Genomic DNA, 26,107 nt, shown 5'->3' with positions numbered 1-26,107 from the left:
GTAATCGGGGGTTTCCCTATGCGGTGACCTTGTGGACCGGCGCCTCCGCACCGGCCGGCGCCGGCTGCACGGCGGTCGGCCGCCCGACGCGGATCGCGAGCCGCTCCAGGTAGCCGACCGTCAGCACGGCGAACAGCAGCACGAACAGCACCAGCAGGGGCAGCGGCAGGACCAGGCCGAGCGGAAGCCCGCCGTCGGCGCCGAAGCGGCGGTCGACGAGCATCTGCACGAGCACCGGCGCGGTCATGCTGTCCGGGCCCCGCCCCACCAGCGTCGCCCACAGTGGCGCCTGGGCGTGCGCCAGCCAGGTCGGCAACGCGGTCACGGCCAGCATCGGCAGCGCCGGCAGGAGCAGCGTACGGCCGGCGCCGCCGCCCGCGCGCCAGCGGGCGTGCTGGCCCCGGAAGAGCAGCGTGAACGCGAACAGCGCGGGCACGGAGAGCCAGACCGGCGGGACCAGGCCCAGGAACGAGCCGAGCTGCCCGGCGTCCCGGGTGCGCTCGTAACCGGCGACGGCGAGCGGGCCGACGCCGACGAACAGCCACGGTGCGAACGGCACCAGGAGCAGTTCGCTGAAGCGCCCCAGCGGGCGCAGCGCGCCGATGCCGAACCCGGCGAGCGCCGCGAGGGTCACCGCGACGAGCGTGGACAGCAGCGGCGGCAGCCAGGTGTTGACGAGCACCGTGGACGTGTCGACCGCCGCGGGCAGACGCCCGGTGCCGGAGGACGAGTTCCGCAGCCACGGCAGCGACGCCCAGACCGTCACGCCGGCGACGACCAGGAGCGCGACCGCGACCAGCCCGGTGATCAGCGGCCGGCGGCCGGGGGAGGACTCCGCCGTCCCGGCCACCGGCCGGTCCCACCAGCCGTCGAACTCGATCCGCAGCCGGGTGGCCAGGACGAGCGCTGCCGCGGCCAGCCCGAGCAGCCCGAGCAGCACCAGCAGCAGCGTCGACGTGGCGGATCCGACACCGAGGCGCATCGTCCGGAAGGCGGTCTGCACTGTGGTGAACACCGGAGTGGCGGAGTCACCCCGTGGGCCGCCGCCGGTCAGGATCGCCGGTGCGGCGTACGTCTGCAGGGCGGTGGCGAGAACACCCAGGGCGAGCAGCCCGCCGACGGCGACCATGGCGGGCGCGGGCCGGTGGCCGGGATCGCGGCGGCGCAGGGCGCTCAGATACAGCGTCGCCGCCACCGCGACGACCAGCCCGAACGTCACCTGTGCCAGCGTCGAGGTGAGGAACAGCCGGGGGGACTGCAGGTCCCGGGTGAGGGTGCCCGCCTCGATGCGATCGGCGCGTAGGCCGAGGAGCACGGCGACCGGCGCGTACGCGGCGAGCGGCAGCGCCAGCACGCCCCGGGTGACCAGGCGGGCCACCCGGCCGGCCCGGTCGGCGACGATCGCGAGCACCGGCGCGGCGAGCAGCGCCACCGCCAGCGGGATCAGGCTGAGCAGCACCGCGAGCCCGACCTGCCCGACGAACCCGGAGGTGAAGGCGGCCTCGTAGTTCGCCGTGCCGACCGACTCGCCCGAGCCGCGCGGCCCGTCACCCTGGAAGCTGCGAGCCACTGTGGACAGCGTCGGCAGGACGTACGACCAGATCCAGGCGATCACCGCCGGGACGACCAGGGCCAGCCCGATCAGGGCCCTCCCCGGACGGTTCGGCGACGTGAGCGGGGGCACTGACGCTGTCGCCTGCGGTGCTGCCGGCTGGTTCATCGGGACATCCACCCTCGAAGATCGACGATCACGGCCGCCGCGACGATAACCGACCCGGTCAATACCGGCAGCGCCACCGGCCCACGTCGGCGCGAGGGCGGCTAGGGTCGCAACCGTGCGGACCAAGCAGGAGCTGTCGACGGCGATCCGGGAACGACGGCGGGCGGCGCTCGTGGTCAACGCCCACTCCCGCCGCGGCCGGCGGCTCTACGACACCGTCCACGCACGCCTGCGCGCGGCCGGTTTCGCGCTGCTCGGCGCGTATCCGGTGGACCGGCCCGGCGAGCTGGACCGGGTGCTCGCCGAGGCCGCCGACCTCGGGCCGGACCTGCTGGTGACCGGCGGTGGTGACGGAACCGTCGGCGCGGCGGCCCGGCTGCTCGCCCACCGGGACATCGCGATGGGCCTGCTGCCGCTGGGCACCACCAACAACTTCGCCCGCACCGTCGGCGTCCCGCTCGACCTGGACGCCGCCATCGCGGTGCTCACCGGCGGCAAGGTCATCGACGTCGACCTGGGACTGATCGGCGACACCCGGTTCACCAACCACGTCGGGATCGGGTTGTCCGCCGACATCATGCAGGCCGCGCCGCCGGGGCTGAAACGCGTCGTCGGGCGGCTCGCGTACCCGCTGACCGGGCTGGGGCTGCTGGCCCGGCACCGGCCGCTGGCCGTGACGGTCCGCGCCGAGGGCCGCGAGCACACGTTCACCACCCACCAGGTGTACGTGGCCAACGGCGGCTTCCACGCCGGCCGGCCCATCACCGCCGACGCCACCGCCGACGACCGGCTGCTGGTCGCGTACCCGGTGGGTGGGCCGACCCGGCGCGGGCTGCTGCGCGAGACGGCGCGCAACGCGGCGGCCGGCCACCGCCGCACGCTCGGCGACGAGCCGTTCCTGGCGGTACGCCAGCTGTGGCTGGACACCGACCGGCCGGCCCGCATCGAGGTCGACGGCGAGCCGTACGGGCAGACGCCGGTACGCATCGGCCTGGACCCGAACGCGTTGCGGCTGATGGCGCGCGCCGACAGCCCGGATCACTGACCGGTCAGGCCCAGTGCTCCTCGTCGGGCAGTGGGATCTCCGTGTTCTGCTCCACCGCGTCGGCGGCGGTCAGGTCGTCGCGCACCGACTCACCCAGGCCCGCCCGGTCGCTCGGCGGGCGCAGCACGCCCTGCTCGGCCAGGTCCGCCTCGCTCGCCTCGGGCACCGCCGTGCCGACCGTGTCGGGCGGTCCGACGAGCGTCTCGTCCTGCCGCTGTTCCTGCGCGTCGGCCCCGGGCGGGCGGCGCAGCGCGTCCTCGCTCATCGCGTCCCCGTCACGCCGTGCGCCGCACGTACGGTGCGCTCTGGTCGGCCACGTCGCCGTACTCGGCCGGGAGCTGACCGACGACCTGGGCGTAGGCGGCCGGGTCGACGGCGTCGCGCAGCACGTCGAACACCGCCGTGACCCCGTCCCGGGCGGCGTCCACGTCGACGTCGGCGCGTCCGCTCACCCGCTCCACGAACACGTCGAGCCCGAACGGCTCGGCGTCCTCGCCCGGGCCGAACGCGTACGCCCGCAGCGCCTCCGGCAGCCGGTCGGCGAGGTCACGGGCCTCCCCGCCGTCGATGCGCTCGGCCAGCGTGGTCAACGTCGCCCGGGTGATCGCGGTGGCCTGCTCCGTGGACGCGCCGCACCGTTCGGCCACCGCGCCGACGAACTGATCCTGGTCCATCTCGCCGCCTTCCTCCGCTGGGATTGCCGGATTCCCACGCTGGACCTCGGCAAACGGGGCGCAAGCCCGAGGCGCCGGAGCCGGCGGGCCGGGGTAGCGTGCAGGCCGGAACCCGCAGCGAGGAGGCCCCGACAGTGCAGCCGACGATCGTGGACGTGCCCACCCCCGACGGAACGGCCGACGCCTACCTGGCCACGCCGGAGTCCGGCGGGCCCTTCCCGGCCGTCCTGCTGTTCATGGACGCGTTCGGGCTGCGGCCCCGGGTCGCGGAGATGGCCGCCACGATCGCCGGCCGCGGGTACGTGGTGCTCGCCCCCAACCTGTTCCACCGCGCCGGGCGCGCCCCGCTGATCGACCTGGGCGCGCTCGCCGACGACAGCCGCCGGGCCGCCCTGTTCGAGAGCATCGGGCCGATGATGGCCGCGTTGACGCCGGACGCGGTGGCCCGCGACACCGCCGCCTACCTGGACTTCCTCGCCGCCCGCCCGGACGTCGCGCCGGGTCCGGCGGCGATCACCGGCTACTGCATGGGCGGCACGAACGCGCTGCGCGCGATCGAGGCGCTGCCGGACCGGATCGCCGCGGTGGCCGCGTTCCACGCCGGGCGGGTGGTCACCGACGCCACGGACAGCCCGCACCTGGCCCTGGGTGCGGTGACCGGCGAGCTCTACTTCGGGCACGCCGACGCCGACCCGTCGATGACCGCCGAGCAGATCGCCACGCTGGAGAAGACGCTGGACGCGGCCGGGGTGACCTACCGCTCCGAGGTGTACGCCGGGGCCCGCCACGGCTACACCCAGTCGGACACCCCGATGTACGACGAGCAGGCCACGCGGCGGCACTGGACGGCGCTGTTCGGCCTGCTCGACCGCACGTACCGCCGCTGACTCCGAGGGGCGCGCGGGGGCACGGCCGACGATTCACCGGCCCGGAGCCGGGTAACCGCCGTCATGACCGACCGCCGCGCCGACACCGTCCGCTCGCCCCTGGACCGGGCGGTCGAGCGGGGCGGTCTCGCCCTCTCCCGGGCCCGCGCCGAGGGCGGCGCGGCCGGCCGGAACCGGCTGCGCCAACTGGAGGTCACCGTGGTGATCTCCGCGCAGGCCGGGCTGGCCGCGGCGCTCGCCGCGCTGCTCGCCCAGGAGCTGCTCGGCTCCGGCGCGCACGTCTTCGCCCCCGCTGCCGCGGTCGGCACCATCGCCACCGCCATCGGCCAGCGCGCCCGCCGCACGTTCGAGCTGCTCGTCGGCGTCGGCCTCGGCATCGTGGTCGGTGACCTGCTGCGGGCGCTGCTCGGCAGCGGATCCTGGCAGACCGGCCTGGTGGTCACGCTCGCCATCGCCACCGCGCTGCTCGTGGCCGGGCGCGGCGGCGCGCTCGTCGGCCAGGCCGGCGGTACGGCGGTGCTGATCGCCACGCTCGCGCCGGTGCAGCCCGGCCTGGAGCTGCCCCGCATCTTCGACGCGCTGGTCGGCGGCCTGGTCGGCCTGTTCGTGGTGGCGCTGCTGTTGCCGGTCAACCCGATCCGCGTGCTGGACCGGGCGGTGGAACCGGTGGTCACCCGGCTCACCGAGCGGCTCGACGCCGTCGCCCACGCGCTGACCCGGCGCGACGCCGACGCGGCCCAGCGCGCCCTGGAGGACCTGCGCGGGATCGAACCGGACATCGGGCGGCTCAACGAAGCGCTCAGCGGGGCCGAGGAGGTGGTCACCATCGCGCCCGCCCGCTGGCACCGCCGGGCACGGTTCCACAGGTACGCCGACGCGACCCAGCACCTCGAACGACTGGTCCTGTACGCCCGCTCGATCGCCCGCCGCTCCGCCACCGCGTTGCAGTACGACGAGCCGATCCCGCCCGCGCTGCCCGACGCGGTGGCCCGCCTCGGCGACGCGGTGCGGGAGCTGAAGCGGGCCTGCAAGTCCGGGGAGGACCTGGACCGCACCCGGGAGCTGGTACGGCAGGGCGCCGAGCTGGCCGGGCGCGCGTGGTCGCAGGGGGTGCGCGCCTACGGCGAGGCGATGATCAGCGACCTGCGGACCGGGCAGAGCGAGCTGCTGCGGGCCACCGGCTGCCGGCCCGAGGACGCCAACGGCACCGTGCGCCGGGCCGCCGGTGCGGGGGAGGCGGAGGCGCGCCCGCCGGTCCGGGCCCGGATGAGCCGCCCGGTCCGGCGCCGGCCCGCTGCCCGGGGCGCGCCGGGGCGGCGTCCGGACATGTTCCGCCCACCGAGCCGCGTCGCCTGACCCGGCCCGGCCACCCGTCGTCGTCCGGCCGTCGTCGTCCGGCCCGGCCGCCCGCCTCCGGCCGGTCCGGCTGCCCGTCGTCGTCCGGCCGGGTTGCCGGCCGCAGGCCACCGGGCGTCGACTGGCACCTGCCCGGGGCGGCCCGGCTGGTTAGCGTCGGCGCATGGACATCCGTCAGGACGCGCCGGCCGCGCGATTCGCCACTCTGACCACCGCCCACGTCGCCGACGCCTGCCTGCGCGCCGGCGTACCCGTCCGCTGCGCCCCGGCCGCCGTCGTCCCGGTGCTGCCGGGGCGGCGCCTGGCCGGCCGGGTCCGACCGGCCCGGCACGCCGGCAGCGTGGACGTCTTCCTGGAGGCGATCGAGCTGGCCGCCGACGGGGACGTGCTCGTCGTCGACGACGCCGGCCGCACCGACCGGGCGTGCGTCGGGGACCTGGTGGTACTGGAGGCGCGGGCCGCCGGCCTGGCCGGGCTGGTGGTGTGGGGCGCGCACCGCGACACCGCGGACCTGGTCGCGGTCGGACTGCCGGTGTTCAGCCTCGGCGCCACCCCGAGCGGGCCGCTGGAGCTGGACCCGCGCCCGGCCGGGGCGCTGGAGCACGCCCGGGTCGGGCCGTTCACCGTCGGCCCGCAGGATCTGGCGCTGGCCGACGACGACGGCGTGCTGTTCGTACCCGCCGACCGGGCCGGGGAGCTGTTCGACCTGGCCGGGTCCATCCGGGACACCGAGCGGCGGCAGGCCGACCGGATCCGGGCCGGGGAGTCGCTGCGCGCGCAGGTCGGGTTCGGCGCGTACCTGGCGGCCCGGGAGGCGGACCCGGCGCTGACGTTCCGGGCGCACCTGCGGGCGGTGGGCGGCGCGATCGAGGAGTGACCCGGTCAGCCGCCGCGCGCCCACAGCGCCAGGCGGACCCGGTTGGCGCTGCCGGTCTTGGTCATCAGGCTGGTGATGTGCGTCTTCACAGTGGTCACCCCGATGTGCAGGCGGTCGGCGATCTCGGTGTTCGACAGCCCGTCGGCGACCAGGTCCAGCACGTCCCGCTCGCGGGCGGTCAGCTCGGCCGCACGCCGGGGCGCGCCGGCGCGGGCGTGCACCGCGCGTTCGACCAGCCGGCGCAGGACGTCCGGGCTGAACGGGCTGTCGCCGGCGGCGGCGCGGCGGACGCCGTCGAGCAGGTCGACCGGGGGCGCGTCCTTGAGCAGGAACCCGCAGGCGCCGGCGGTCAGCGCCGGGTAGAGGTGGTCGTCGTCGCCGAACGTGGTGAGCACCATGATCCGGGTGGCCGGCCGGTCGGCGAGGATCCGGCTGGTCGCGGTGATCCCGTCGACGCCGGGCATGCGCAGGTCCATCACCACCACGTCGGGGCGTAGCCGGGCGGCGAGGGCGACCGCGTCGCGGCCGTTGTCGGCCTCGCCGACGACCTCGAGGTCGGGCTGGGCGTCGCAGAGCATCCGCAGGCCGGCCCGGATGAGGTGCTGGTCGTCGACCAGCAGCACCCGGATCACGCCGGCTCCGGCGTGCCCGTGCGGGGCCGGGGCGTGTGGCGGGCGGGCCCGGCCGGGGGCAGCACGGTCCGGACCCGCCAGCCGGACCCGGTGGGCCCCGCCTCCAGCCGCCCGCCGAGCACCTCGACCCGTTCCCGCATCCCGACGATGCCGTGGCCGCCGCCGGAGGGCACCCCGGCCGGCGCGGCGCCCCGCCCGTCGTCGGTCACCGCCCAGCGCACCGCGCCGTCCTCGACCGACACGGTCAGCCGGGCCCGGGCCGCTGCGCCCGCGTGTTTCGCCACGTTCGTCAACGCCTCCTGGGTCAGTCGCAGCACCGCCTGGCCGCGTACCGCGTCGAGGGTGCCGACCGCGGGGTCGACGTCGGCCTCCACCACCACGCCCGCCTGCCGGGCCCGGTCGACCGCCACGCCGAGCGCGGCCGGCAGCGCCGACGGCTCGATCGCGGTCAGGGAGGCGTCGCCGCGTACGCCGTCCGGGTCGCGCAGCACCGCCACCAGCCGCCGCAGGTCGGTCAGCGCGGCCGTGCTGGTGGCGTGCACGTCGTCGAACACCTCGCCCACCCGGGGGTCGAGGTCGGGCAGCACGTGCCGGGCCACCCCGACCCGCAGCACCATCGACGCGACGTGGTGCGCGAGCACGTCGTGCAGCTCCCGGGCGATGGCGCCGCGTTCGTCGGCGCGCGCCGCCCGGCTCTCCGACTCGCGCCGGCGCCGCTCCGCCTCGGCTCGCTCCTCGGCCTGCCGCCCCAGTTCCCGGGTGGTCCGCACGACCAGCCCGAGCAGCAGCGGCAGGCCGACGGTGACGGCCAGCCCGAACAGGCCGGTGAACGCCGCGCGGGCCGGTAGCCCGACCAGGTCGGTCAGGTCGACGGCGGCGAGCAGCCCGGCGCCCAGCCAGACCGTGCGCGGCCGGGTGGCCCGCATGGTCAGCTCCAGCAGCGCCCAGCTCGCACCGACCTGGTTGATCATCACGTCGTCGACCAGGACGAGCGCGGCGACCAGCAGGGCCGACTGGATCAGCAGGTTCACCAGGGGCCGGCGGTGGCACAGCAGCGCCAGCAGGAACGCCGGGATCGCCAGCGCCCACTGCGTACCGGTTGCGGCCGAGCCCTCGTGCGGGCCGAAGACCAGGTAGCCGACGCCGCTGAGGTCCAGCAGCAGGATCCGCGCGAGCGTGTCACGCGCGTCGAACAGGCGACCGACCCAGCTCACCGTGTCAGCCTAGGCAACCGGTGCGACCGGAGGCCACCGCGTTCGACGGCCGCCGCCCGCCCGGCGGTCCGAGGTGGACCGCCGGGCCGAACACCGCGGCGCTCATCCGACCAGCACCACACCGGTACGCCGGTTCCGGCGGGCCAGCACCAGCGTGGTGGCCGTCGCGGTGACCGCCGCCAGCACCCCCGCCGCGGCGAGCGTGAGCGCGTCCGGGGCCAGCAGCGGCTGGCCGCGCAGCGCCTGCCCGGTCAGCAGCAGCGTCAGTGCCGCGTACGCGCCCCCGCCGACGAGCACCAGCCGCGCCCGGGTCAGCCCGTCCAGCCGAGCACCGAGGAACCGGTCGAGCAGGATCGCCAGCAGCGGCAGCGCCTGCAACGCGTGCATCCCGACGAAGTGCCCGACGCGCAGGTCGCCACCGGTGGTGCTCCAGCCGAGCAGCGGCAGCCCGGGACCGCCGTCGGGCACACCGACGCTGTGCGCGCCGCTGATCGTGGCGGGCGCGCCGGCCGGCTGCTGAGCCACCATCGGGAACGCGACGAGCATGCCGAGCAGGGACACGGCCAGGCCGAGCCGGACCGCGTACCCGCCGGCCCGGTCGGCGAGGGACCGGCGCGACAGCACGACCGCCAGCACGAGCTGGGCGGCGAACAGCACGGTGATCGCCGCCCCCATGACGCTGAACAGCATCGCGTCCAGCGTCGTGGTGCCGTTGAAGTGACTGGTCGTGCCGCGCAGCACCTGACCCACGATGATCGCCATCTCCAGCACCGCCATGGCCACGATCACGGTGGCCGCCCGCTCGGCCGCCCGGCTGCGGCGCGGCAGCAGGGACAGCATCCAGGCCAGCGTGACGCCGTAGAGCACGAACGAGATCGCGAACTTCAGCGGCTTGAGCCAGATCGGCGCGCCGGTCAGCACGCGCGGGTCGGCCACGACACCGACCGCGGCGACGACGGTGAGCACCGCCATCGCGGACACGAGGAGCATGAGGGGGCGGTGCCATCCGGCCGCCCGGTTCCGCAGGGTAGTCATGCCTGTAGATGCTCGTGTGGGGCCGGGCCGCTCGCGCCCGCCCGCAGGCCGCACTCGCGGCCACGGGTCGGAGCCCGTCTCCTACCGAGGGAGGAGGCGGATCGGTCAGTCCGGCAGCCGGGGCATCTCGACGCCCGGGTCGCGGCCGAGCAGCACGCCGCGGGTCAGCGCCCGGGCGCCGAAGCGGTCCCGCACCGCGTCGACGGCGGCGTCCAGCGCCGGGCCCGGCTCGGCGGTGAACGGCAGGGTGAGCTGGGTGTGCCCGCCGCCGAGGTTGCCCACCGAGACGCCGAGCAGCGTGACGCCACGTTCCCCGATCTGCGGCAGCGCGGCCCGCAGCAGGTCACGGGCCGCGGCCCGCAGCGGCCCGGTCTGCGCGGTCGGCTCGTCGAGCGTGTGCGACCGGGTGGCCCGGGTGTAGTCGGCGAAACGCAGCCGCAGCGTCACCGTGCGGCCGGTGCGCCGGGCGGCGCGCATCCGCCCGGTGACCCGGTCGATCAGCCCGGCCAGCACCGCGTCCAGGTCGGCGGGGGAGTGCGGTCCGCGTCCCAGCGCGTGCTGCGCGCCCATCGAGGAACGACGGCGGCCCACCTGCACCGCCCGGGGGTCACGGTTGTGGGCCAGGGCGTGCAGGTGCCGCCCGGCGCCCGCGCCGAGCAGCGAGACCAGCGCCGGCTCGTCCAGCCGGGCCACCTGCCCGACGGTACGGATGCCGCGCTCGCGCAGCCGGGCGGCGGTGACCGGACCGACGCCCCACAGCCGTTCGACGGGCAGCGGGTGCAGGAACGCCAGTTCCCGCTCCGGCTCCACCACCAGCAGCCCGTCCGGTTTGGCCACTCCGCTGGCCACCTTCGCGAGGAACTTCGTCCGGGCCACGCCGACGGTGATCGGCAGGCCGACCTCGCGGCGTACCCGCTCCCGCAGCGTGGCCGCGACGGCGGCCGGCGCTCCGGCGAGCCGGCGCAGCCCACCCACGTCGAGGAACGCCTCGTCGATGCTGAGCCCTTCGACGAGCGGGGTGGTGTGCCGGAAGATCTCGAACACCGCCCGGCTGGCGGCCGTGTACGCGGCCATCCGGGGCGGCACCACCAGCGCGTCCGGGCAGAGCCGCCGCGCCTGCCGGCCGCCCATCGCGCTGCGCACGCCCCGGGCCTTGGCCTCGTAGCTGCACGCGAGCACCACGCCGCCGCCGACGATCACCGGCCGGCCGCGCAGCCGGGGGTCGTCGCGCTGCTCGACCGAGGCGTAGAACGCGTCCAGGTCGGCGTGCAGGATGGTGGCCTCGCTCGACACCCCGCCATCTTCGCACACCTGTTCGAACGAACGCGGTTGACCTGCCCGGAAACCACGACCGGCCGGCGGGAGCGCCCGCCGGCCGGTCGTGTTGCGGTCTACCGTCCGTAGACCTCGAACTCGTAGAGCGAGAAGCCGTACGAGGTGGCCCGGGTGACGCCGTACATCCGCACGTATCGCGCGCTGACCGGGGCGAACGTCACGTTGTCGACGCCGCCGTTGCCGGTGGTGGTGCTGAACACCGGCTGCCAGGAGTTGCCGTCACCGGAGACCTCGATCCGGTAGCCGGTGGCGTACGCGGCCTCCCATCGCAGCACCGCCCGGCTGATCGTCCGGGCCGACCCGAGGTCCACCCGCAGCCACTGGTTGTCGTTGTAGCTGCTGGCCCACCGGCTGCCCAGACTGCCGTCGACCGCCTTGGCCGGGGTGTTGCTGGTCAGGAACTGGGTGCTGGACGCGGTGGCGGTGCGGCCCTGCGCCAGGTTGGTCACGGTGTCGCCCCGGCGCGCCGGGAACGAGACGACCTGCTGGTAGGTGGGCCGGTTCTGCCAGGCGATCAGCGGGTGGGTGATGCCGCCGAGCCCGGACTGGGCGATCGAGTCGGCGCACCACTGGTCGCCGGCCCCGCAGGACGAGTCGCCCGGGTAGACGGTGGTCGCGGGCGCCGCCGCGGCCTGGCCGAGCGTGTCGAGCAGCGCCTGCCGGCACGCGCCGAGGTTGCCGTTGCCGCAGTACGTGCGCCCGAGCCCGCCGGCCACCGGGTCGCCGAGCACGGCCCGCAGGTCCTTGTCGACGTAACCCCACCAGCCGTACTGGAACGCCGAGCCCTTGTGCGCCTGCCCCTGCGACGCCCAGTTGACGGTGCCGTCGCGGGCGCCGTTCTGACCGCCGGAGGGTGCCTCGTTGACTTCGAGCGCGTCGACGAGCGCGGCGTACAGGTCGGGGCCGAGGCCGGGACGGAACTGCGCCGAGGCCAGCAGCGGCCACCACGCGTCGAAGATGCGGATGGCCTCGGCGTGCTGGTAGACCTTCGACCCGGGCGACGTCTCCACCCGCCGCGACCCGGCCTGCTGCCAGGCCCGCAGCTTGGTCACCGCCGCGGCGAGCGCCGGGTCGGTGACCGGCGTGCTGTCGAGCACCCGCAGCAGCTCACCGAGCACCTGCTGGCCGCGCAGGTCGGTCACGGCCGCCTCGGCGGTGATCCGGACGATGTCGGCGCGGCCGACCTTGCGCTGGGCGATGGCCGCCTTCACCGGGCCGTCGAGCAGCTGACCCCGGTGCACCGCGCCGTAGCTGAAGTTGCCGTCGGCCGCGCCGAAGTCGCGCGCCTGCTTGTTGTTCCAGCTGACGTAGTAGTCCTGGTTGACCGACTGCGGGTGGGCCGACGCCGGGGCGTACGTGGCGTCGTTGGTGTCCGGGTTCCAGCCCGCCCACTCGTACGCCGGCTCCGCCTTCATCGGCAGGTTCGGGTCGGAGGTGGAGGAGCGCACCGGGTTCGAGCCGGAGTTGAAGTACGCCGCCTCGGTCGAGTTGACGTAGAACCAGTTGAACGCGTACCCGACGCTGGCCGCGGACGCCTGGAACGCCGCCGCGCTGCCCATCGCCGCCGGGTCGTTGTACGCCTGGAAGCCGATCGCCGAGTCGGCCTCGTGCCGGTAGGTGGAGCGCAGCTTGGTGAACGCGGTGGGCTGCCCGTTGACCAGCCCCCGGTAGGCCACCAGCCCGTACTTGGTGCGCAGGGCGCGCAGCGTGTACGCGCCGGCCGGGGTGGAGTCGGCGAGCGTCGGCGACCAGGAGTTGCGCTTCTCCAGCACCTCCATGGCCACGCACTGGCCGCGGTAGAGGTAGCGGTTGGAGCGCAGCGTCGGCGCGCTGCCGTCGGTGGTGCACAGCGGCACCGCGTACGTGTCGGTCAGGTCCTGCGAGGCGGAGGTGGCGCTCCACGCGTAGTCCTGGCCGCGGCCGAGCAGCACGTAGAGGTTCAGCCCGGCGAACGCGGCGCCGCGCGCGCTGATCCCCGGCCCCTGCAGTTCCTGGAGCATGAGCAGTTGCGGGGCGAAGTAGCCGGTCTGCGGCCCGAACACGGCCACCGGGTTGCCGGTGGTGGTGTGCCGGCCGGAGACCACGACCGCGTTGGACATGCCGTGCGACCGCAGGGTGGACAGGCCGCCGAGCAGGTCCTTGGTGGCGGCGCTGCTGCCGGTGCGGGCGGCGGCCCCGCCGGTGGCGTCGTACGCGAGCGGCTCGGCGACCACGGTGCCCGCGTCCGGCAGCACCGCGCTGGTGGCGCCGGGCGGCGTCGCGCCGTACGGGAAGCTCTGTCCGTCGTGCAGCGTCAGCACGGTCTCCGGATCGTTCTGCGAGCGGAACGCCGTCCAGACCCGGTCGCCCTCGGTCGGCCCGTACTTGGCCCGGGCGGCCACCCGGACCAGCGCGGACTGCATCTCGCTGCCGCCGCCCCCGCCGAACAGACCGCCGATGACACCGGCGGTGGCGATCAGGTCGGTCATGGTGAAGTGCTTCGGCTTCCCGGCGCCGGTGAGCACGTACTCGCCGGGGTAGTTGTCGTCGGCGATCGACTTGTCGATGTAGGCGTTGATGCCGGCGATGTAGTCGGCCACGTCGGTGTAGAGCTGCTGGCCCCGGGTGCCCTTGAGGCGCAGCGCGTCCACCTGGGCCTGGAGGTCCGCCTCGGTGTAGGGCGAGTTGGCCCAGACGCTCTGCTCCAGTTCCCGGTTGCCGGGGGCGCCGCCGGCGAACGAGCTGACGTTGCCGCGGCCGACGTGCCGCAGCAGGTCCATCACCCAGAGCCGGTCCTGGGCGCCGGCGTACCCGGCGCCGAACATGGTGCCGGCACGGGTGGTGCCGGTGACGTGCGGGACGCCGGTGGCCTTGTCCCGCACGATGGTGACGTCCGAGCGTGGCGAGATCCTGCTCTCGACTTGGGCGTCGGGGACGCCGAACGAGGCGTCGTTGTAGAAGTGGGCGATCTGCTCGTCGGTCAGCCCGGCGTAGTTGTAGACCAGGTTGGCGTACTCGTCGAGCTGGTCGCTGGAGTGCGCGGGACGGGTGCCGAGCGCCTGGTGGGCCAGGATGCCGGCGAGTGTGGCGTTGCCGTTCTGCCCGGGGGGCAGGATGTCGGCGCACTGGCCGAGGCAGTAGTCGTCGGGGGTGAACGTGCTGGCGGCGAGCGCCGGTGACGGCGCGATGACCGTCAGGACGCTCGCGGTGAGGGCGGCGGCGGTGAGCGCCGCGAGGCGGGCACGGATGGCGGGTAATGGCATGGCGATCCTCCGGGGGACGCGGAGTAGGGCCGTTCGGCACGCCCGGCTGACGGCGTCTCGGCCTCCGTGCCCGGGCGTCCTGCCCGGAGGTGAGAATGACTCATATCTATCTGCGGGCAATGATCGGCGCACCACTGCCGTCCGGGATAGCCGTCGTTCACCAGTCGTCAATGCCGACGTTTCGTCGCGATCCGTCCCGCAACGACGCGGTGGGGGTGGCGCCGTTGCCACCCCCACCGCTCTCCCCGCCGGTGCGCCGTCAGTGCTTGTGGAACGACTGGCGCACCACACCCCCCACCAGCGCGCACCAGGTAGTGGTGCTGATCTTGCCGTTGGGCGGTAGTCCGTGCAGGCGCTGGAGGTCCTTCACCGCCGTGCGGGTGGCGTGGTCGTACTCACCGGTCGCGGTGACCTCGGCGTAGCCCTTGGAGGCGAGCATGAACTGCGCGGCGGCCACCGGGACGCCGGACGACTTCTGGTCCAGCTCCGGGGCCAGGGTCTCCCAGGTCGGCGCCGTGAGCGTGGCGTCGACGTCGACCGGGATGCCGTTGCGGGCCTGCCAGTCCTGCACCGCCGCGACCGTCGCGGCGTCGAACACACCGGTCAGCGGCACTGTGTAGCCGCGGAACGTCAGCAGGTACTGCGCGACGCGGACCACCGGGCCGCCGACGAAACGCCAGATGTCCGGCCAGCGGCGGGCCGGCACGTCGCCCAGGTCGGTGCCCAGGTTCTCGAACACGGCGCGGCGCAGCGCCGGGAACTCCCGGTAGAACATCGCGCCCGGGCAGAGCGTGGCGCGGAAGTCCCAGTGGCCGAAGATGTCGTGGGCGTGCAGCCCGTACTGCCGGCAGATCGCGGTGCACAGCCGGACCAGCCCGTCGAGCAGCTCCTCCGGCGGCGTCTCGGTGACGTAGGTGCCCTCGTTCTCGATGCCGATGGCCCGCCCGTTCTCGCCCGGGCAGTGCGCGGCGATCATCTGCCGGTCGCCGGCGAGCAGCCGGTCCAGGCTGCCGTGGCGTCCCTCCAGGACGTGACCGCCGCGGCTCACCGTGAAGTGCTGCCCGGTGTCGGACCAGCCGTTGCCGTCCATGTGCAGGTCCTGGCAGTCGCGGGCGAGCTGCTTGGCGTGCTCCTCGGAGTAGTCCGTGACATTCGGGAACGCCATGTGGTGCACGATGATCTTGTTGGTCGGGATCGCGCTCACCGACAGCGGGTCGGCCGGCGGGCGGGCGGCCCACTCGTCGCAGCTGATGATCCAGTCGAGGTCCGCGCCCGGTGCGGCGTGCGCGGCGGCCGGCAGGGCGAGCTCGCTGCCGACGACCGCGACCGCCGCGGCGCCGAGGCCGGCCCGCAGCAGCGTACGGCGGTCCAGCTCGGGGTGGTCGAAGTGCATCTCGCCTCCTCGATGGCCCGACCGGCGCCGGGCGATGTAAAGGAACTCCAACGACTGCGCGCGTGGTGGAGAATATTGCCAAGCTCGCGCGGTGCGCCAGAGGACAAAAGCGACGTTCGCCGGCCGGTCCGCCCACCGTTCCTACCGCCGGAGTAGGCGATCTCACGTCCGCTGACCGGGACGGACCATGGTCTTCCGCGACCTGCCGTGGCAGCCTGGGCCGGTGCAGTCGCCCAGCCTGAGCGGAATCCTCGTGCTCGTCGCGGTGCTCGCGGCCGCCACCGCGTTCGGCTGGTGGCGCCGCCGCCACGACGGGCGGCTGCGCGCCGTCCGGAAGCGCCCATCGGCCGCCGACGCGCCGCACCTCGCCACCCTCACCGCCCTCGGGGTACGCCCCGGCGAGGTCACGCTGGTGCAGTTCTCCGCCCCGGTCTGCGCGCCCTGCCGGGCCGCCCGCCGGGTGCTCGCCGACGTCGCCGCCCGCCTCGACGGCGTCGTGGTGCGGGAGGTGGGCGTGGACGAACACCTCGACGCGGCCCGGGAACTGGACGTGTGGCGTACCCCGACGGTGCTGGTGGTGGACGCGGCCGGCCGCGTGGTGCGCCGGGCCGCGGGCGTGCCCGACCGCGACGACCTGATCGCCGCGCTCACGGCCGGGGCGCGGCGATGACCGGCGTACGGCTGACCCGCCGCCGGGTGGTGGACCACGGCCGGCTCGCCACGAGCCTCTGTGCGGCGGCGCGTCCCGCCTGACCGACCGCCCCCGCACGAACGGACCCACCCCATGCTGCTCGACCCCCGGGGACCGCGCTTCGCCGCCGTCCTCACCACAGTCGTCCTCGCGATCGTCCTCGTCACCGGTTCCGGGCTGCTCCTGCTCGTCCAGGCCGTGGTGTTCGCGCTCACCGCCGTCAACCCGCGCGTCGGCCCGTACGGCCTGCTGTTCCGCGCCCTGGTGGCGCCCCGGCTGGGCCCGCCGGCGGAGCTGGAGCCGGTCGCGCCGGTGCGCTTCGCCCAGGTCGTCGGCCTGGTCTTCAGCGCCGTCGGCGCGGCCGGCTGGTTCGCCGGGCTGCCCGCGCTCGGCCTGGCCGCCACCGGTGCCGCGCTGGCCGCGGCCTTCCTCAACGCGGCGTTCGGGCTCTGCCTCGGCTGCGAGGCGTACCTGGCGATGCGGCGGCTGGCCGGGCGCCCGCTCGCCGCCCGGGTGGCGGTGCCCCCGCGCTGACCGCCCGCCCGTACGCTGACCCCGGCGGGACGGGGGGAGTGGCATGGCGGGTCGCGGACGGCTGGACCGGCGCAGCGTGCTCGTGGCCGCGGGCGGGCTGGCGGTCGCCGGAATCGGCGTGCCGGTCGGGCTGGCCGCCACGAACGACCGGCCGCCGCCCCCGCCGCGCGGCCGGCGGCCGGTCAGCATGGCGATGCACCTGCACGCCTCGTTCAGCGAGGGGATCGCCAGCTACGCCGCCCACCTCGACCAGGCCCGCCGCAACGGCGTCGACGTGCTCTGGTGGACCGACCACGACTTCCGGGTCGCCGCCCACGACCACCGCCGCGTCGTCCACTTCGACGGCCCGGAGGAACGCGAGGGCGGCCTGCCCTGGACCTGGCAGCCGGCCACCGAGGGGCGCCTGCGCGCCTCGGCCGCCGACTTCGTGGACGCGCCGGACGCCCTCGACGGCCCGGGCCGTGCGCTGCGCCTCACCGCCGCCGGTTCCGGCGCCCACTGGTACGCGGGCAAGGCGTGGAACTGGACGCACACCGCCAACATCTCCGACACGACGCTGCACCTCGACGTACGCCCCGAAGCGGCGGGCCGGGACGCCACGCTCACCGTGGAGGTGGCGTTGTCGCACCACCCGGCCGGACCCGGGCGGCCCGCCGGGCAGCTCGTGCTGCGCTACCGCCTCGGCGGCGTGGACACGGTCCGGCACACAGTGGACGGCCGCCACGGCACCGTCGAGATGCCCGCCCCGGCCGGCGTCTGGCGGCGGCACACGTTCGACCTGCTCGCCGACGTGCGGCGGCTCTGGCCCGGCCTGGTCGCCGGGGACAACTCGCTGCGCGGGCTGCGCCTCGGCGTGACCGTGTCCGGTGGCGCACGCGGCGCGTACCTGGTGGACCGGCTCGTCTTCGACCGCGCCCGCCGCGCCGGCCAGGCGGGCGAGGAGTTACGCGCCGAGGTGCTGCGCGGCTACGCCGGGGCGTACGAGGGCGTCACCCACCACCGCGCGTACGAGGTGTCGATGGTGCGGCACCTCAACTGGTTCGGCGGCGACGGCACGCTGCCGCGCTTCCCGTCCCCGCCGTACCGGGACAACGACGTCGACGCCACCGAGGAGATGGTGCGCTTCCTGCACGCGCACGGCGGGGTGGTGTGCTGGAACCATCCGCTGGACGTGGAGCGCCGCGAATCACTGGCCCGCCTGCTGGTGAGCCGCGACGCGCTCGGCGTCGACCTGATCGAGATCGGACGCCGGCCGGTCGAGGACCACCTCTGGGCGTACGACGTGGCGGCCCGCAACGCGATCCCGCTCACCGCCGTGGGGGTCACCGACGACCACGACGGCACCGACTGGCGGGCGGGCCGGGACCGGAACATCACCTCGGTCTGGGCGGCCTCGACCGGCCGGGACGACCTGGTCGCGGCGCTGCGCGCCGGGCAGGCGTGGTTCGCCGACCTGGCCGGCTACCGGGGCGAGCTGGACCTGGAACTGGGTGGCCGCAGCGCCATGGGCGCGCTCACCGTGCTCACCGAGGACACCGTCACGGTGCGGCTGCGCGCCACCGACCTGCCCGCCGGGGCCACGCTGGAGACGGTCACCGGCGAGGTCGACCGGGCCGGTGTCGCGGACCCGACACCGGCAGTCCGGGTCGGGCAGGTTCCCTGGCGGCAGCTGCGGCAGGGCTGGCACGACCTGCCGGTGCGCGTCGGCGCCGGGTCGTACGTCCGCACCCAGGTCCGTGACCGCGACGGCGAGATCGTGGGCGCGAGCAACCCCGTCTGGCTGCTCCGCCCCCCTCCACCGGCAGGAATCCCCCCACCCCGCCGCCGCTGACGCCGCGCCTTCCGCCCGCGGTTGCCGGGGTCTGGTACTCGTGGCGTGTGTCCGATACCGACCACCTGCCGGGCGGCGCCGCGCCGCGCGGCGAGCCGGGCGCCGACCGGCGTCCGGAACCAGCCGTTGCGGCGATGGCCGGCGGCCGCGCCACGGTCAGAATGACGGGCGAGGCGGCGTCCGACATCCGCCCGTGGGACGCCGTGGAGTCTGTCGCATGAGCGGCTGGGAACTGTCCGGATACACGCCGGTCCGCCGGCTCGGCGCCGGCGCGTCCGGCAGCGTCGTGCTCGCCACCCACGACCCGACCGGCACCCCGGTCGCGATCAAGTACCTGGTCCGCGACCTGGGCGAGGACTCGGCGTTCCGGACCGCGTTCCGCACCGAGGCCCGGCTGCTCGGCGAGATCGACGACCCGCACATCAGCCGCCTCTACGAGTACGTGGAGGGCCCGCACGGCGCCGCCATCGTGATGGAACTGGTCGACGGCGTCTCACTGCGCCAGATGCTGCGCGCGCACGGCCCGACCACGCCCGAGGCCGCGCTCTGCGTCCTCAAGGGCTCGCTCGCCGGCCTGGCCGCCGCGCACGCGCACGGTGTGGTGCACCGCGACTACAAACCGGAGAACGTGCTGGTCACCGGCGCCGGGCTGAGCAAGCTCGCCGACTTCGGCATCGCCGTGCCGATCGGTCAGGGCTCCGGCACCACGGTGTCCGGCACGCCCCGCTACATGGCCCCCGAGCAGTGGACCGGCGCCCCGGCAAGCCCGGCGTGCGACGTCTACGCCGCCACCGCCACGTTCTTCGAGTGCCTCACCGGCCGCCCTCCGTACCAGGGACCGGACCTGCTGTCCCTGCGCGACCAGCACGCCGGCGCGCCGATCCCCGCCGAGGCGGCGCCTCCGCCGGTGCACGAACTGCTCCGCCACGGCATGGCCAAACGCCCCGACGACCGCCCGCCGTCCGCCGAGGTGTTCCTGGACCTGCTGGAAGGTGCCGCCGGCAGTGGCTACGGCCCGGAATGGGAGGAACGCGGGCTGCGCGAGCTGGCCCGGCGGGCGGTGCTGCTCGCCGCGCTGTGGCCGTTCCCGGACCGGGCCGAGGGCGCGACCGAGGTGGCGCACACCGCGCTGGGCACCACCACCGGCCGGGGCGGACGGTTCCGCAGTGGCCGCACCCGTACCGCGCTCGCCGCCGGCGCCCTGGTCGCCGCCGTCCTGGCCGGGGGCGCCGGCTACAGCTACGCCGCCCACGACGGCACGCCCGCCGCCGGACCCACCGGCCCGGCGAGCGCCGCCCCCGCCACCACCGGCGCACCCGCACCGGACCCGACCGGCGCCGGGACGCCGAGCCCGTCACCGACACCGAGCCCGTCCACCGCGTCCGCCGCGCCGCCACCTCCCGCGCCGTCGGCCACCCCGGACCCGACCGGGACGCCGGCCCGTACCGGCACGCCCACACCCAGCGCGTCGCGCACCACCAGCCCGCCGCCGCCGGACGTGACAGCGCCGGTCGTGGACGGTGTCCGCGCCGACCCGGGCGAGCTGGACCCGAAGGGCTGCCCCTACGGCGCCAAGAGCAGCACCGTCACCGCCACCGTCACCGACGACCGCAGCGGCCCGGCCGCGCTCACCGTCACGTTCGGCTACACCGTCGACGGCGCCACCGGCACGATCCGGATGGCCGCCGCCGGGCGCGGCGTGTTCACCGGCACGCTCGGCCCGCTGTCCACGCCCAGGCGCAGCGCCCGCATCCCCATCCGGGTCACCGCCGCCGACGCCGCCGGCAACACGACCACCTCGGCGTCACCGGTGTACGTGACGCTCTACCACGACTGCACCCCCGGCTAGGAGTACGACAGTGCCCGCTGCCCCGCACCGCAGCCCGTCCCGGGAACGGCCGGCGTGACCCGCCCCGACGAGCCCACCGAGGCGCTGCCCACCCGCGCCCTGCCGATCACCGGCGACGCGGACGCCGCCGAACCGACCGTCCACCTCACCCGGCCCCGAGCCGACGCCGACGCGACGATGCCGCTTGCGGTCGAGCGCGCGGAGCCGACCGCGCGGCTCGCCGTCGACGCCCCGGCGGCGACGGACGGCTCCGAGCCCACCGTCCAGCTCTCCGGACCGGTGGCCGACGATTCGCCGCCCGCTGATCCCGCCACCCAACTGAGCGGTGTCCCGAGCGAGGACGACCCCACGGCGGACCTCGCCGCCTCGGCCACGCCGACACCGCCAGGCGCGGAGCAGACCGTGCACCGGCAACCGGACCGGGCAGACGAGGCAGGAGAGGCGACGGTTCATCTCCGCACGTCAGCCGGCGAGCCGACGGTGAGCCTGTGTCCGGCTCCGGCACATCCGACGGATGAGGCGGCGACCGTCCATCTGCGCCCGGGGAACACGACCGGGCAGGCCACGGTCCACCCGCGTCCGACGCCGGGGCCGACCCAGCGCTCCGGCGCGGAACCGACCGCATCGTGGCAGCCCACCACCTCCTGGCAGCCCACCGGCGTCCCACCCCGGCACCAGGCCACCGGTCCGGCGGCGACGGGCGCCGGGGCGTACCCGGACCGGACCGGCCACGCGCGGGCGGCGAGTGGCGGGCCGGCCCCCGGCGGCGAGCTGCGCTTCGGGCCGGGCGTGCCGGGGACGCCGCCGCCCGCGCCCCCCTGGCCCACCGCACCCCCGATCCGCCCGCGCCCGGTCTGGCGTCGCGTCGTCTCGGTGCTGTCCACGCTGCTCACCGTGGTGCTGCTGCTGGCGGTCGGCCTCTACCTGTGGCAGCGGCTGCGCCCGCTGGAGGTCGAGGGGGTCACGGTCGCGGTGCCCCGGCCGGCCGGGGTCGCGTGCGACGTGACAGTCGACGTGGTGGCCACGGTGCGCACCAACGGGCGCGGCGGGACGATCCGCTACCAGTGGTTCCGCTCGGACGCGCCGCCCGGCGCCGTGCTGACCGAACGGGTCGGCAGCGGGCAGCAGACCGCGGCGCTCACCCTCAAGTGGACGTTCACCGGGGTCGGGACCACCACCGGCATCGCCACCGTCAACATCGTCGAGCCGACGACGGCGCAGGCCAGCACGCGCGTCGTCTACCGCTGCCCCGGAGCCTGACCGCGTTTCCCCGCGCGTGCGTCCGGGTAGCCCCACCCGAACAAACCTGGACCACGTACGTGGAGGCCCTTCGATGAGAGACAACTTCGGGGACGCGGTGGGCGACGCGTTCCGTTCGGTGATGCTGTTCCTGCCCAAGGCGGTCGCGTTCGTCGCGATCCTTGTCGTCGGCTGGCTGATCGCCAAGGCCGTGCTGAAGCTCGTGGACAAGGTGCTGGAGCGGGTCCACTTCGACCGGGCCGTCGAGCGCGGCGGGATCAAGACCGCGCTGGCCCGCTCGAAGTACGACGCCAGCGACATCGTCGCGAAGCTGGCCTACTACGGGGTGCTGCTGGTCACGCTCCAGCTCGCGTTCGGCATCTGGGGCCCGAACCCCATCTCCGACCTGATCGCCGGTGTGATCGCCTGGCTGCCGCGGGCGTTCGTCGCCATCGTCATCGTGGTGGTCGCCGCGGCCATCGCCCGCGCGGTGAAGGACATCATCTCCAGCGCGCTCGGCGGCCTCTCGTACGGCCGGGTGCTGGCCAACCTCGCCTCGGTGTTCATCCTGGGCCTCGGTGTCATCGCCGCGCTCAACCAGATCGGCGTCGCCACCACCGTCACCACCCCGGTGCTGATCGCGGTGCTCGCCACCGTCGGCGGCATCCTGGTCGTCGGCGTCGGCGGCGGGCTGGTCCGGCCGATGCAGAGCCGCTGGGAGAACTGGCTGACCCGGGCCGAGGAGGAGTCGCGCACCATCGCCACGCACGCCCGCGCCTACCAGGCCGGCCGGCGTGACGTCGAGGCCCGCCTGGCCGCCACCGGCCCGTACGGGGAGTCCGAGCTGACCCGGCCGGTGAGCCGCGACGCCGAGGCGGACCGGACGCAGCCCGTCCCGGCGTACCCGGGCACCCAGCCGGCCGCCGCCGGTGCGGACGTCACCGAGCCGGTGCCGTCGCAGGCGGGCGCGGAGGCCACGCAGCACATCCCGGCTTACGCGGACTCCGAGCGCACCCAGCCGACCACGCCGCGCCGGCCGACGGCCGAGCAGGCCGCGGACAGCGAGGCCACCATGGTCATTCCGCAGGCCGACGTGGAGAAGTTCCGCCGCTGACCCGGCAGCCGCGACGAACCAGGGGCGGGACCGCACGGTCCCGCCCCTGCTTCGTGCCCGTCGCGGGACCACCCGGGTGCCGCGCGGCGGATAGGATCCCGGCATGACCTGGCGATGTTGATGCCTTCCTGAGCGACGAGGCCGCGGGCCGCCGCGGACACCGTGCATTCCGACCGGTGTCCGTCACGTCCCGTGGGAAGGTTCCATGCTCGTCGCTCCTGCCCGCGTGCCCGCGACCCGCCGTCTGGCGGCGACGCTCTACGGGTACGCGTTCCTCACCGATCTCGTCCTGCTCTACCCGCTCTACGTGCTGCTGTTCGCCGACACGGGGTTGTCGGTCGGGCAGATCTCCTCGCTGTTCGTGCTCTGGGCGGCCGCCGGCATCGTGCTGGAGGTGCCCTCCGGCGTGTGGGCCGACGCGGTGTCGCGTCGCCTGCTGCTCTGCCTGGCGCCGCTGCTGGCCGCGGGCGGGTTCGCGCTCTGGGTGCTGCTGCCGTCCTATCCGGCGTTCGCCGTGGGGTTCCTGCTCTGGGGCGCCGGTGGCGCGCTGCGCTCCGGGGCGCTGGAGGCGCTCGTCTTCACCGAGTTGGAACGCCTCGGCGCGGCCGACCGGTACGCCCGGCTGATCGGCCGGACCCGAACCGCCGAGGTGCTCGGCGCGGTCGGCTCCGGGGTGCTCGCCGGGCCGGTGTTCGCGCTCGGCGGCTACCTCGCTGTCGGCGCGGCGAGCGTGGCGGCGTGCCTGCTGGCGGCGGCCGTCGCGGCCCGCTTCCCGGAGCACCGCCCGCCGCCGGCCGTGCCGGTCCCAGGTGGCGAGCCGGACGGGCCGGGCGCGGGTGACGAGCCGGGGGAGGGTGACGAGCCCGGCTGGCTGGACAGCCTGCGCCTGGGCCTGCGCGAGGTGCGGGCCGATCGCCGGGTCCGCGCCGCCGTGCTGCTGGTCGCGGCCGTCACCGCGATCTGGGGCGGGCTGGACGAGTACACCGGGCTGCTGGCGGCCGGCACCGGGATGCCCGAGGTGGGCGTGCCGCTGCTGCTCCTGCTGGTGTGGGCCGGGATGACCGTGGGCGGGCTGCTCGCGCCGCTGGGCGAGCGGCTGTCCCACCGGGGGTACGCCGGTCTGCTGGTGTTCGCGGCCGCGGCGACGGCGGCCGGGGCGCTGCTGCGGCACCCGGCCGGGTTCCTGCTGCTGGCGGTGGCGTTCGCCGCGTTCCAGTTGGCCACCGTGCTCGCCGACGTGCGGCTCCAGGCCCGGATCGCCGGGCCGGCCCGGGCCACCGTCACGTCGCTGGCCGGGATGGCCACCGACCTGACCGTCGTCGCCTTCTACGGCGGGTACGGGCTGCTCGCCGGTGCGGTCGGGAACCCGGCGGCCTTCGCGGTCGCGGTGCTGCCGTACCTGCTGGTGGCGCTCTGGCTGCTCACCGGTCGGGCGTGAATCAGCCGAAAAGGGACCAATGGTCGCGTTCGCGGCCTAGCGTGGGTGCGGAAATCGACCCCGGGAGACGATCGCGGTGACGTTGGAAGCAGAGCGCACGCTGCGCGACGAGGAGCTGTCCGGGCTGGCGGAGCTGGCCGCCCAACTGCGGGTGGACGCGATCCGGTGCAGCACCATGGCCGGCTCCGGGCACCCCACGTCCAGCCTCTCCGCCGCCGACCTGCTCGCCGTGCTCGTCGCCCGGCACCTGCGCTACGACTGGTCCTACCCGGGCAACCCCGGCAACGACCACCTGATCTTCTCCAAGGGCCACGCCTCCCCGCTGCTGTACGCGGTGTTCCGCGCCACCGGCGCGATCAGCGAGCAGGAGCTGCTGGAGACGTACCGGCGGTCCGGGTCGCGCCTGCAGGGTCACCCGACGCCGGTGCTGCCCTGGGTGGACGTGGCCACCGGCTCGCTCGGGCAGGGCCTGCCGGTCGGCGTCGGGGTGGCGCTCGCCGCCCAGTACCTCGACCGGTCGCCCGCGCACGTCTGGGTGCTCTGCGGCGACAGCGAGACCGCCGAGGGCTCGGTCTGGGAGGCGCTGGACAAGGCCGGCCACTACGGGCTGCGCAACCTCACCACGATCGTGGACGTCAACCGGTTCGGCCAGCGCGGCCCCACCGAGCTGGAGTGGGACCTGGACACCTACCGGCGGCGCGTCGAGGCGTTCGGCTGCCAGGCGATCGTCGTCGACGGCCACGACCTGGGCGCGATCGACGAGGCGTACGGGCAGGCACGCGACGCCACCGGGCCGACCGTGGTGCTGGCGCGCACGGTCAAGGGCAAGGGCGTGCCCGAGGTGGAGAACGACCCGGCCTGGCACGGCAAGCCGTTCGACCCGGAGCTGGCCGAGCGGGCCGTCCGGGCGCTGGGCGGCCCCCGCCGGATCCGGGTCGCCGCGCCCAAGCCTCCGGCCGCGCCGCGCGCCGCCGCCCCGGAGGCCCGGCCACCGGAACTGCCGCGATACGAGCGCGGGGCGAATGTCGCCACGCGGGACGCGTACGGTGACGCCCTGCGCGCCCTCGGCGCCGCCCGGCCCGACGTGGTCGCGCTCGACGGCGAGGTCAGCGACTCCACCCGGGCGGAGCACTTCGCGGCCGCGTACCCCGATCGGTTCTTCCAGATGTTCATCGCCGAGCAGCAGCTCGCCGCCGCGGCGGTGGGTCTGGCGGTGCGCGGCTACCGGCCGTTCGCGGCGACGTTCGCCGCGTTCTGGTCCCGGGCGTACGACTTCATCCGGATGGCGGGCGTGTCCCGCGCCGACATCGCGCTCGTCGGCTCGCACGCCGGGGTGGAGATCGGCCCGGACGGCCCGTCCCAGATGGGGCTGGAGGACATCGCCGCGCTGCGCGCGGTGCCCGGCTCCACGGTGCTCTGCCCGGCCGACGCGGTCTCCTGCGCGGCCCTCGTGGCCCGGATGCCCGACCACCCGGGTGTGACCTACCTGCGGACGACGCGCGGCAAGTACCCGGTGCTCTACGACGACGCCGAGCCGTTCCCGATCGGCGGCAGCCGGATGGTGCGCGACGGCGGGGACGTGGCGCTGCTGGGCACCGGCGTCACGGTGCACCTGTGCCTCGCCGCCGCCGACGAGCTGACCCGCGAGGGCATCGACGCCCGGGTGATCGACCTGTACTCGATCAAGCCGGTGGACCGGCAGCGCCTGGCCGAGGCCGTCGTGGAGACCGGCGGGCGGCTGGTCGTGGTCGAGGACCACTACCCGGAGGGCGGGCTGGGCTCTGCCGTGCTGGAGGCGCTCGCCGACCTGGGTGAACCGGCCCGGGTCAACCACCTGGCGGTACGCGGGCTGCCCGGCTCCGGCACCCCCGCCCAGCAGTTCGACCGGGCCGGTATCGGCGTGGGCGCGATCGTCTCGGCGGCGCGGGCCCTGGCCTGAGCCGTACCCGCCGGGGCCCGCGGCGCCACGGTGTTTGCCGCGGGCCCCGGCGGGTAGCCACG

The 26,107-nt window shown here is 75.5% G+C and carries 22 protein-coding genes; 13 read left to right on the top strand and 9 right to left on the bottom strand.

Annotation, left to right across the window (positions count from 1 at the left end; genetic code table 11):
- Nucleotides 1-16: 16 nt before the first annotated feature.
- The gene (locus V6U82_RS00230) at nucleotides 17-1,720 is read right to left on the bottom strand and encodes a sugar ABC transporter permease (RefSeq protein WP_334458454.1); all 1,704 of its coding nucleotides are present in this window, start codon (nucleotides 1,718-1,720) and stop codon (nucleotides 17-19) included.
- A gap of 115 nt (nucleotides 1,721-1,835) precedes the next feature.
- Between V6U82_RS00230 and V6U82_RS00225 the strand changes: the two genes are divergently transcribed.
- Nucleotides 1,836-2,765: a diacylglycerol/lipid kinase family protein gene (locus V6U82_RS00225; RefSeq protein WP_334458453.1), complete on the top strand. Its 930-nt coding sequence runs from the start codon at nucleotides 1,836-1,838 to the stop codon at nucleotides 2,763-2,765.
- A gap of 4 nt (nucleotides 2,766-2,769) precedes the next feature.
- Here V6U82_RS00225 and V6U82_RS00220 read toward each other — a convergent pair whose 3' ends face one another.
- Together V6U82_RS00220 and V6U82_RS00215 are read right to left on the bottom strand one after the other, a co-directional pair.
- A complete protein-coding gene (locus tag V6U82_RS00220) occupies nucleotides 2,770-3,030 on the bottom strand; it encodes a hypothetical protein (RefSeq protein ID WP_334458452.1) in 261 nt (86 codons plus the stop codon).
- Nucleotides 3,031-3,040: 10 nt separating this feature from the next.
- Nucleotides 3,041-3,439: a DUF2267 domain-containing protein gene (locus tag V6U82_RS00215; RefSeq protein WP_128138156.1), complete on the bottom strand. Its 399-nt coding sequence runs from the start codon at nucleotides 3,437-3,439 to the stop codon at nucleotides 3,041-3,043.
- Nucleotides 3,440-3,573: 134 nt separating this feature from the next.
- Here V6U82_RS00215 and V6U82_RS00210 point away from each other — a divergent pair, with 134 nt between their 5' ends.
- The 3 genes from V6U82_RS00210 to V6U82_RS00200 all read left to right on the top strand — a co-directional run bounded on the left by V6U82_RS00210 (nucleotide 3,574) and on the right by V6U82_RS00200 (nucleotide 6,559).
- On the top strand, nucleotides 3,574-4,326 hold the full coding sequence (locus tag V6U82_RS00210) for a dienelactone hydrolase family protein (protein ID WP_334458451.1): 753 nt from the start codon (nucleotides 3,574-3,576) through the stop codon (nucleotides 4,324-4,326).
- Between the two features lie 63 nt (nucleotides 4,327-4,389).
- The gene (locus V6U82_RS00205; protein WP_334458450.1) at nucleotides 4,390-5,682 is read left to right on the top strand and encodes an FUSC family protein; all 1,293 of its coding nucleotides are present in this window, start codon (nucleotides 4,390-4,392) and stop codon (nucleotides 5,680-5,682) included.
- Between the two features lie 163 nt (nucleotides 5,683-5,845).
- Complete coding sequence (locus V6U82_RS00200; protein ID WP_334458449.1) at nucleotides 5,846-6,559, top strand: RraA family protein; 714 nt, start codon at nucleotides 5,846-5,848, stop codon at nucleotides 6,557-6,559.
- Between the two features lie 5 nt (nucleotides 6,560-6,564).
- Here V6U82_RS00200 and V6U82_RS00195 read toward each other — a convergent pair whose 3' ends face one another.
- From V6U82_RS00195 to V6U82_RS00170, 6 genes are all read right to left on the bottom strand, one after another.
- The gene (locus tag V6U82_RS00195) at nucleotides 6,565-7,191 is read right to left on the bottom strand and encodes a response regulator transcription factor (protein WP_334458448.1); all 627 of its coding nucleotides are present in this window, start codon (nucleotides 7,189-7,191) and stop codon (nucleotides 6,565-6,567) included.
- The gene (locus V6U82_RS00190) at nucleotides 7,188-8,405 is read right to left on the bottom strand and encodes a sensor histidine kinase (protein WP_334458446.1); all 1,218 of its coding nucleotides are present in this window, start codon (nucleotides 8,403-8,405) and stop codon (nucleotides 7,188-7,190) included. The genes V6U82_RS00195 and V6U82_RS00190 overlap by 4 nt, the downstream gene beginning before the upstream one ends.
- A 102-nt stretch (nucleotides 8,406-8,507) precedes the next feature.
- Nucleotides 8,508-9,440 (bottom strand): hypothetical protein, encoded by a 933-nt coding sequence (locus V6U82_RS00185; protein WP_128139210.1) that lies wholly within the window; start codon nucleotides 9,438-9,440, stop codon nucleotides 8,508-8,510.
- A gap of 105 nt (nucleotides 9,441-9,545) precedes the next feature.
- Nucleotides 9,546-10,733, bottom strand: coding sequence for a DNA polymerase IV (dinB, locus tag V6U82_RS00180; protein ID WP_334458442.1), 1,188 nt, complete (start codon nucleotides 10,731-10,733; stop codon nucleotides 9,546-9,548).
- Nucleotides 10,734-10,831: 98 nt separating this feature from the next.
- Nucleotides 10,832-14,017 (bottom strand): penicillin acylase family protein, encoded by a 3,186-nt coding sequence (locus tag V6U82_RS00175; protein ID WP_334458440.1) that lies wholly within the window; start codon nucleotides 14,015-14,017, stop codon nucleotides 10,832-10,834.
- 259 nt (nucleotides 14,018-14,276) lie between these two features.
- Entirely contained in the window at nucleotides 14,277-15,410 is a 1,134-nt protein-coding gene (locus V6U82_RS00170; protein WP_334458439.1) for a peptidoglycan recognition protein family protein, read from the bottom strand.
- A 223-nt stretch (nucleotides 15,411-15,633) separates the two neighbouring features.
- On the opposite strand from V6U82_RS00170, the gene V6U82_RS00165 reads away from it, so the two are divergent.
- The 9 genes from V6U82_RS00165 (at nucleotide 15,634) to V6U82_RS00125 (ending at nucleotide 26,045) form a co-directional block, all read left to right on the top strand.
- The gene (locus V6U82_RS00165; RefSeq protein ID WP_334458438.1) at nucleotides 15,634-16,080 is read left to right on the top strand and encodes a TlpA family protein disulfide reductase; all 447 of its coding nucleotides are present in this window, start codon (nucleotides 15,634-15,636) and stop codon (nucleotides 16,078-16,080) included.
- Between the two features lie 114 nt (nucleotides 16,081-16,194).
- A complete protein-coding gene (locus tag V6U82_RS00160; protein WP_334458437.1) occupies nucleotides 16,195-16,635 on the top strand; it encodes a DUF4395 domain-containing protein in 441 nt (146 codons plus the stop codon).
- 43 nt (nucleotides 16,636-16,678) lie between these two features.
- Complete coding sequence (locus V6U82_RS00155) at nucleotides 16,679-18,466, top strand: hypothetical protein (RefSeq protein ID WP_334458436.1); 1,788 nt, start codon at nucleotides 16,679-16,681, stop codon at nucleotides 18,464-18,466.
- Between the two features lie 47 nt (nucleotides 18,467-18,513).
- On the top strand, nucleotides 18,514-18,687 hold the full coding sequence (locus V6U82_RS00150; protein WP_334458435.1) for a hypothetical protein: 174 nt from the start codon (nucleotides 18,514-18,516) through the stop codon (nucleotides 18,685-18,687).
- A complete protein-coding gene (locus tag V6U82_RS00145; protein ID WP_334458433.1) occupies nucleotides 18,684-20,315 on the top strand; it encodes a serine/threonine-protein kinase in 1,632 nt (543 codons plus the stop codon). Before V6U82_RS00150 ends, V6U82_RS00145 begins: the two co-directional genes overlap by 4 nt.
- Nucleotides 20,316-20,369: 54 nt before the next feature.
- Nucleotides 20,370-21,575, top strand: coding sequence for a hypothetical protein (locus V6U82_RS00140; protein WP_334458431.1), 1,206 nt, complete (start codon nucleotides 20,370-20,372; stop codon nucleotides 21,573-21,575).
- 73 nt (nucleotides 21,576-21,648) lie between these two features.
- Nucleotides 21,649-22,668: a mechanosensitive ion channel family protein gene (locus tag V6U82_RS00135; protein ID WP_334458430.1), complete on the top strand. Its 1,020-nt coding sequence runs from the start codon at nucleotides 21,649-21,651 to the stop codon at nucleotides 22,666-22,668.
- Between the two features lie 205 nt (nucleotides 22,669-22,873).
- Nucleotides 22,874-24,106 carry an MFS transporter gene (locus V6U82_RS00130; protein WP_334458429.1) on the top strand — a complete coding sequence of 411 codons (1,233 nt, stop codon included), beginning with the start codon at nucleotides 22,874-22,876 and terminating at the stop codon, nucleotides 24,104-24,106.
- Nucleotides 24,107-24,182: 76 nt separating this feature from the next.
- Nucleotides 24,183-26,045, top strand: coding sequence for a transketolase (locus V6U82_RS00125; protein ID WP_334458428.1), 1,863 nt, complete (start codon nucleotides 24,183-24,185; stop codon nucleotides 26,043-26,045).
- Nucleotides 26,046-26,107: the final 62 nt, after the last annotated feature.

Origin of the sequence: Micromonospora sp. CPCC 205554 (assembly GCF_036902745.1) — a bacterium.
Lineage (GTDB): Bacteria > Actinomycetota > Actinomycetes > Mycobacteriales > Micromonosporaceae > Micromonospora > Micromonospora tulbaghiae.
This window is presented reverse-complemented; position numbering and strand designations above follow the sequence as displayed.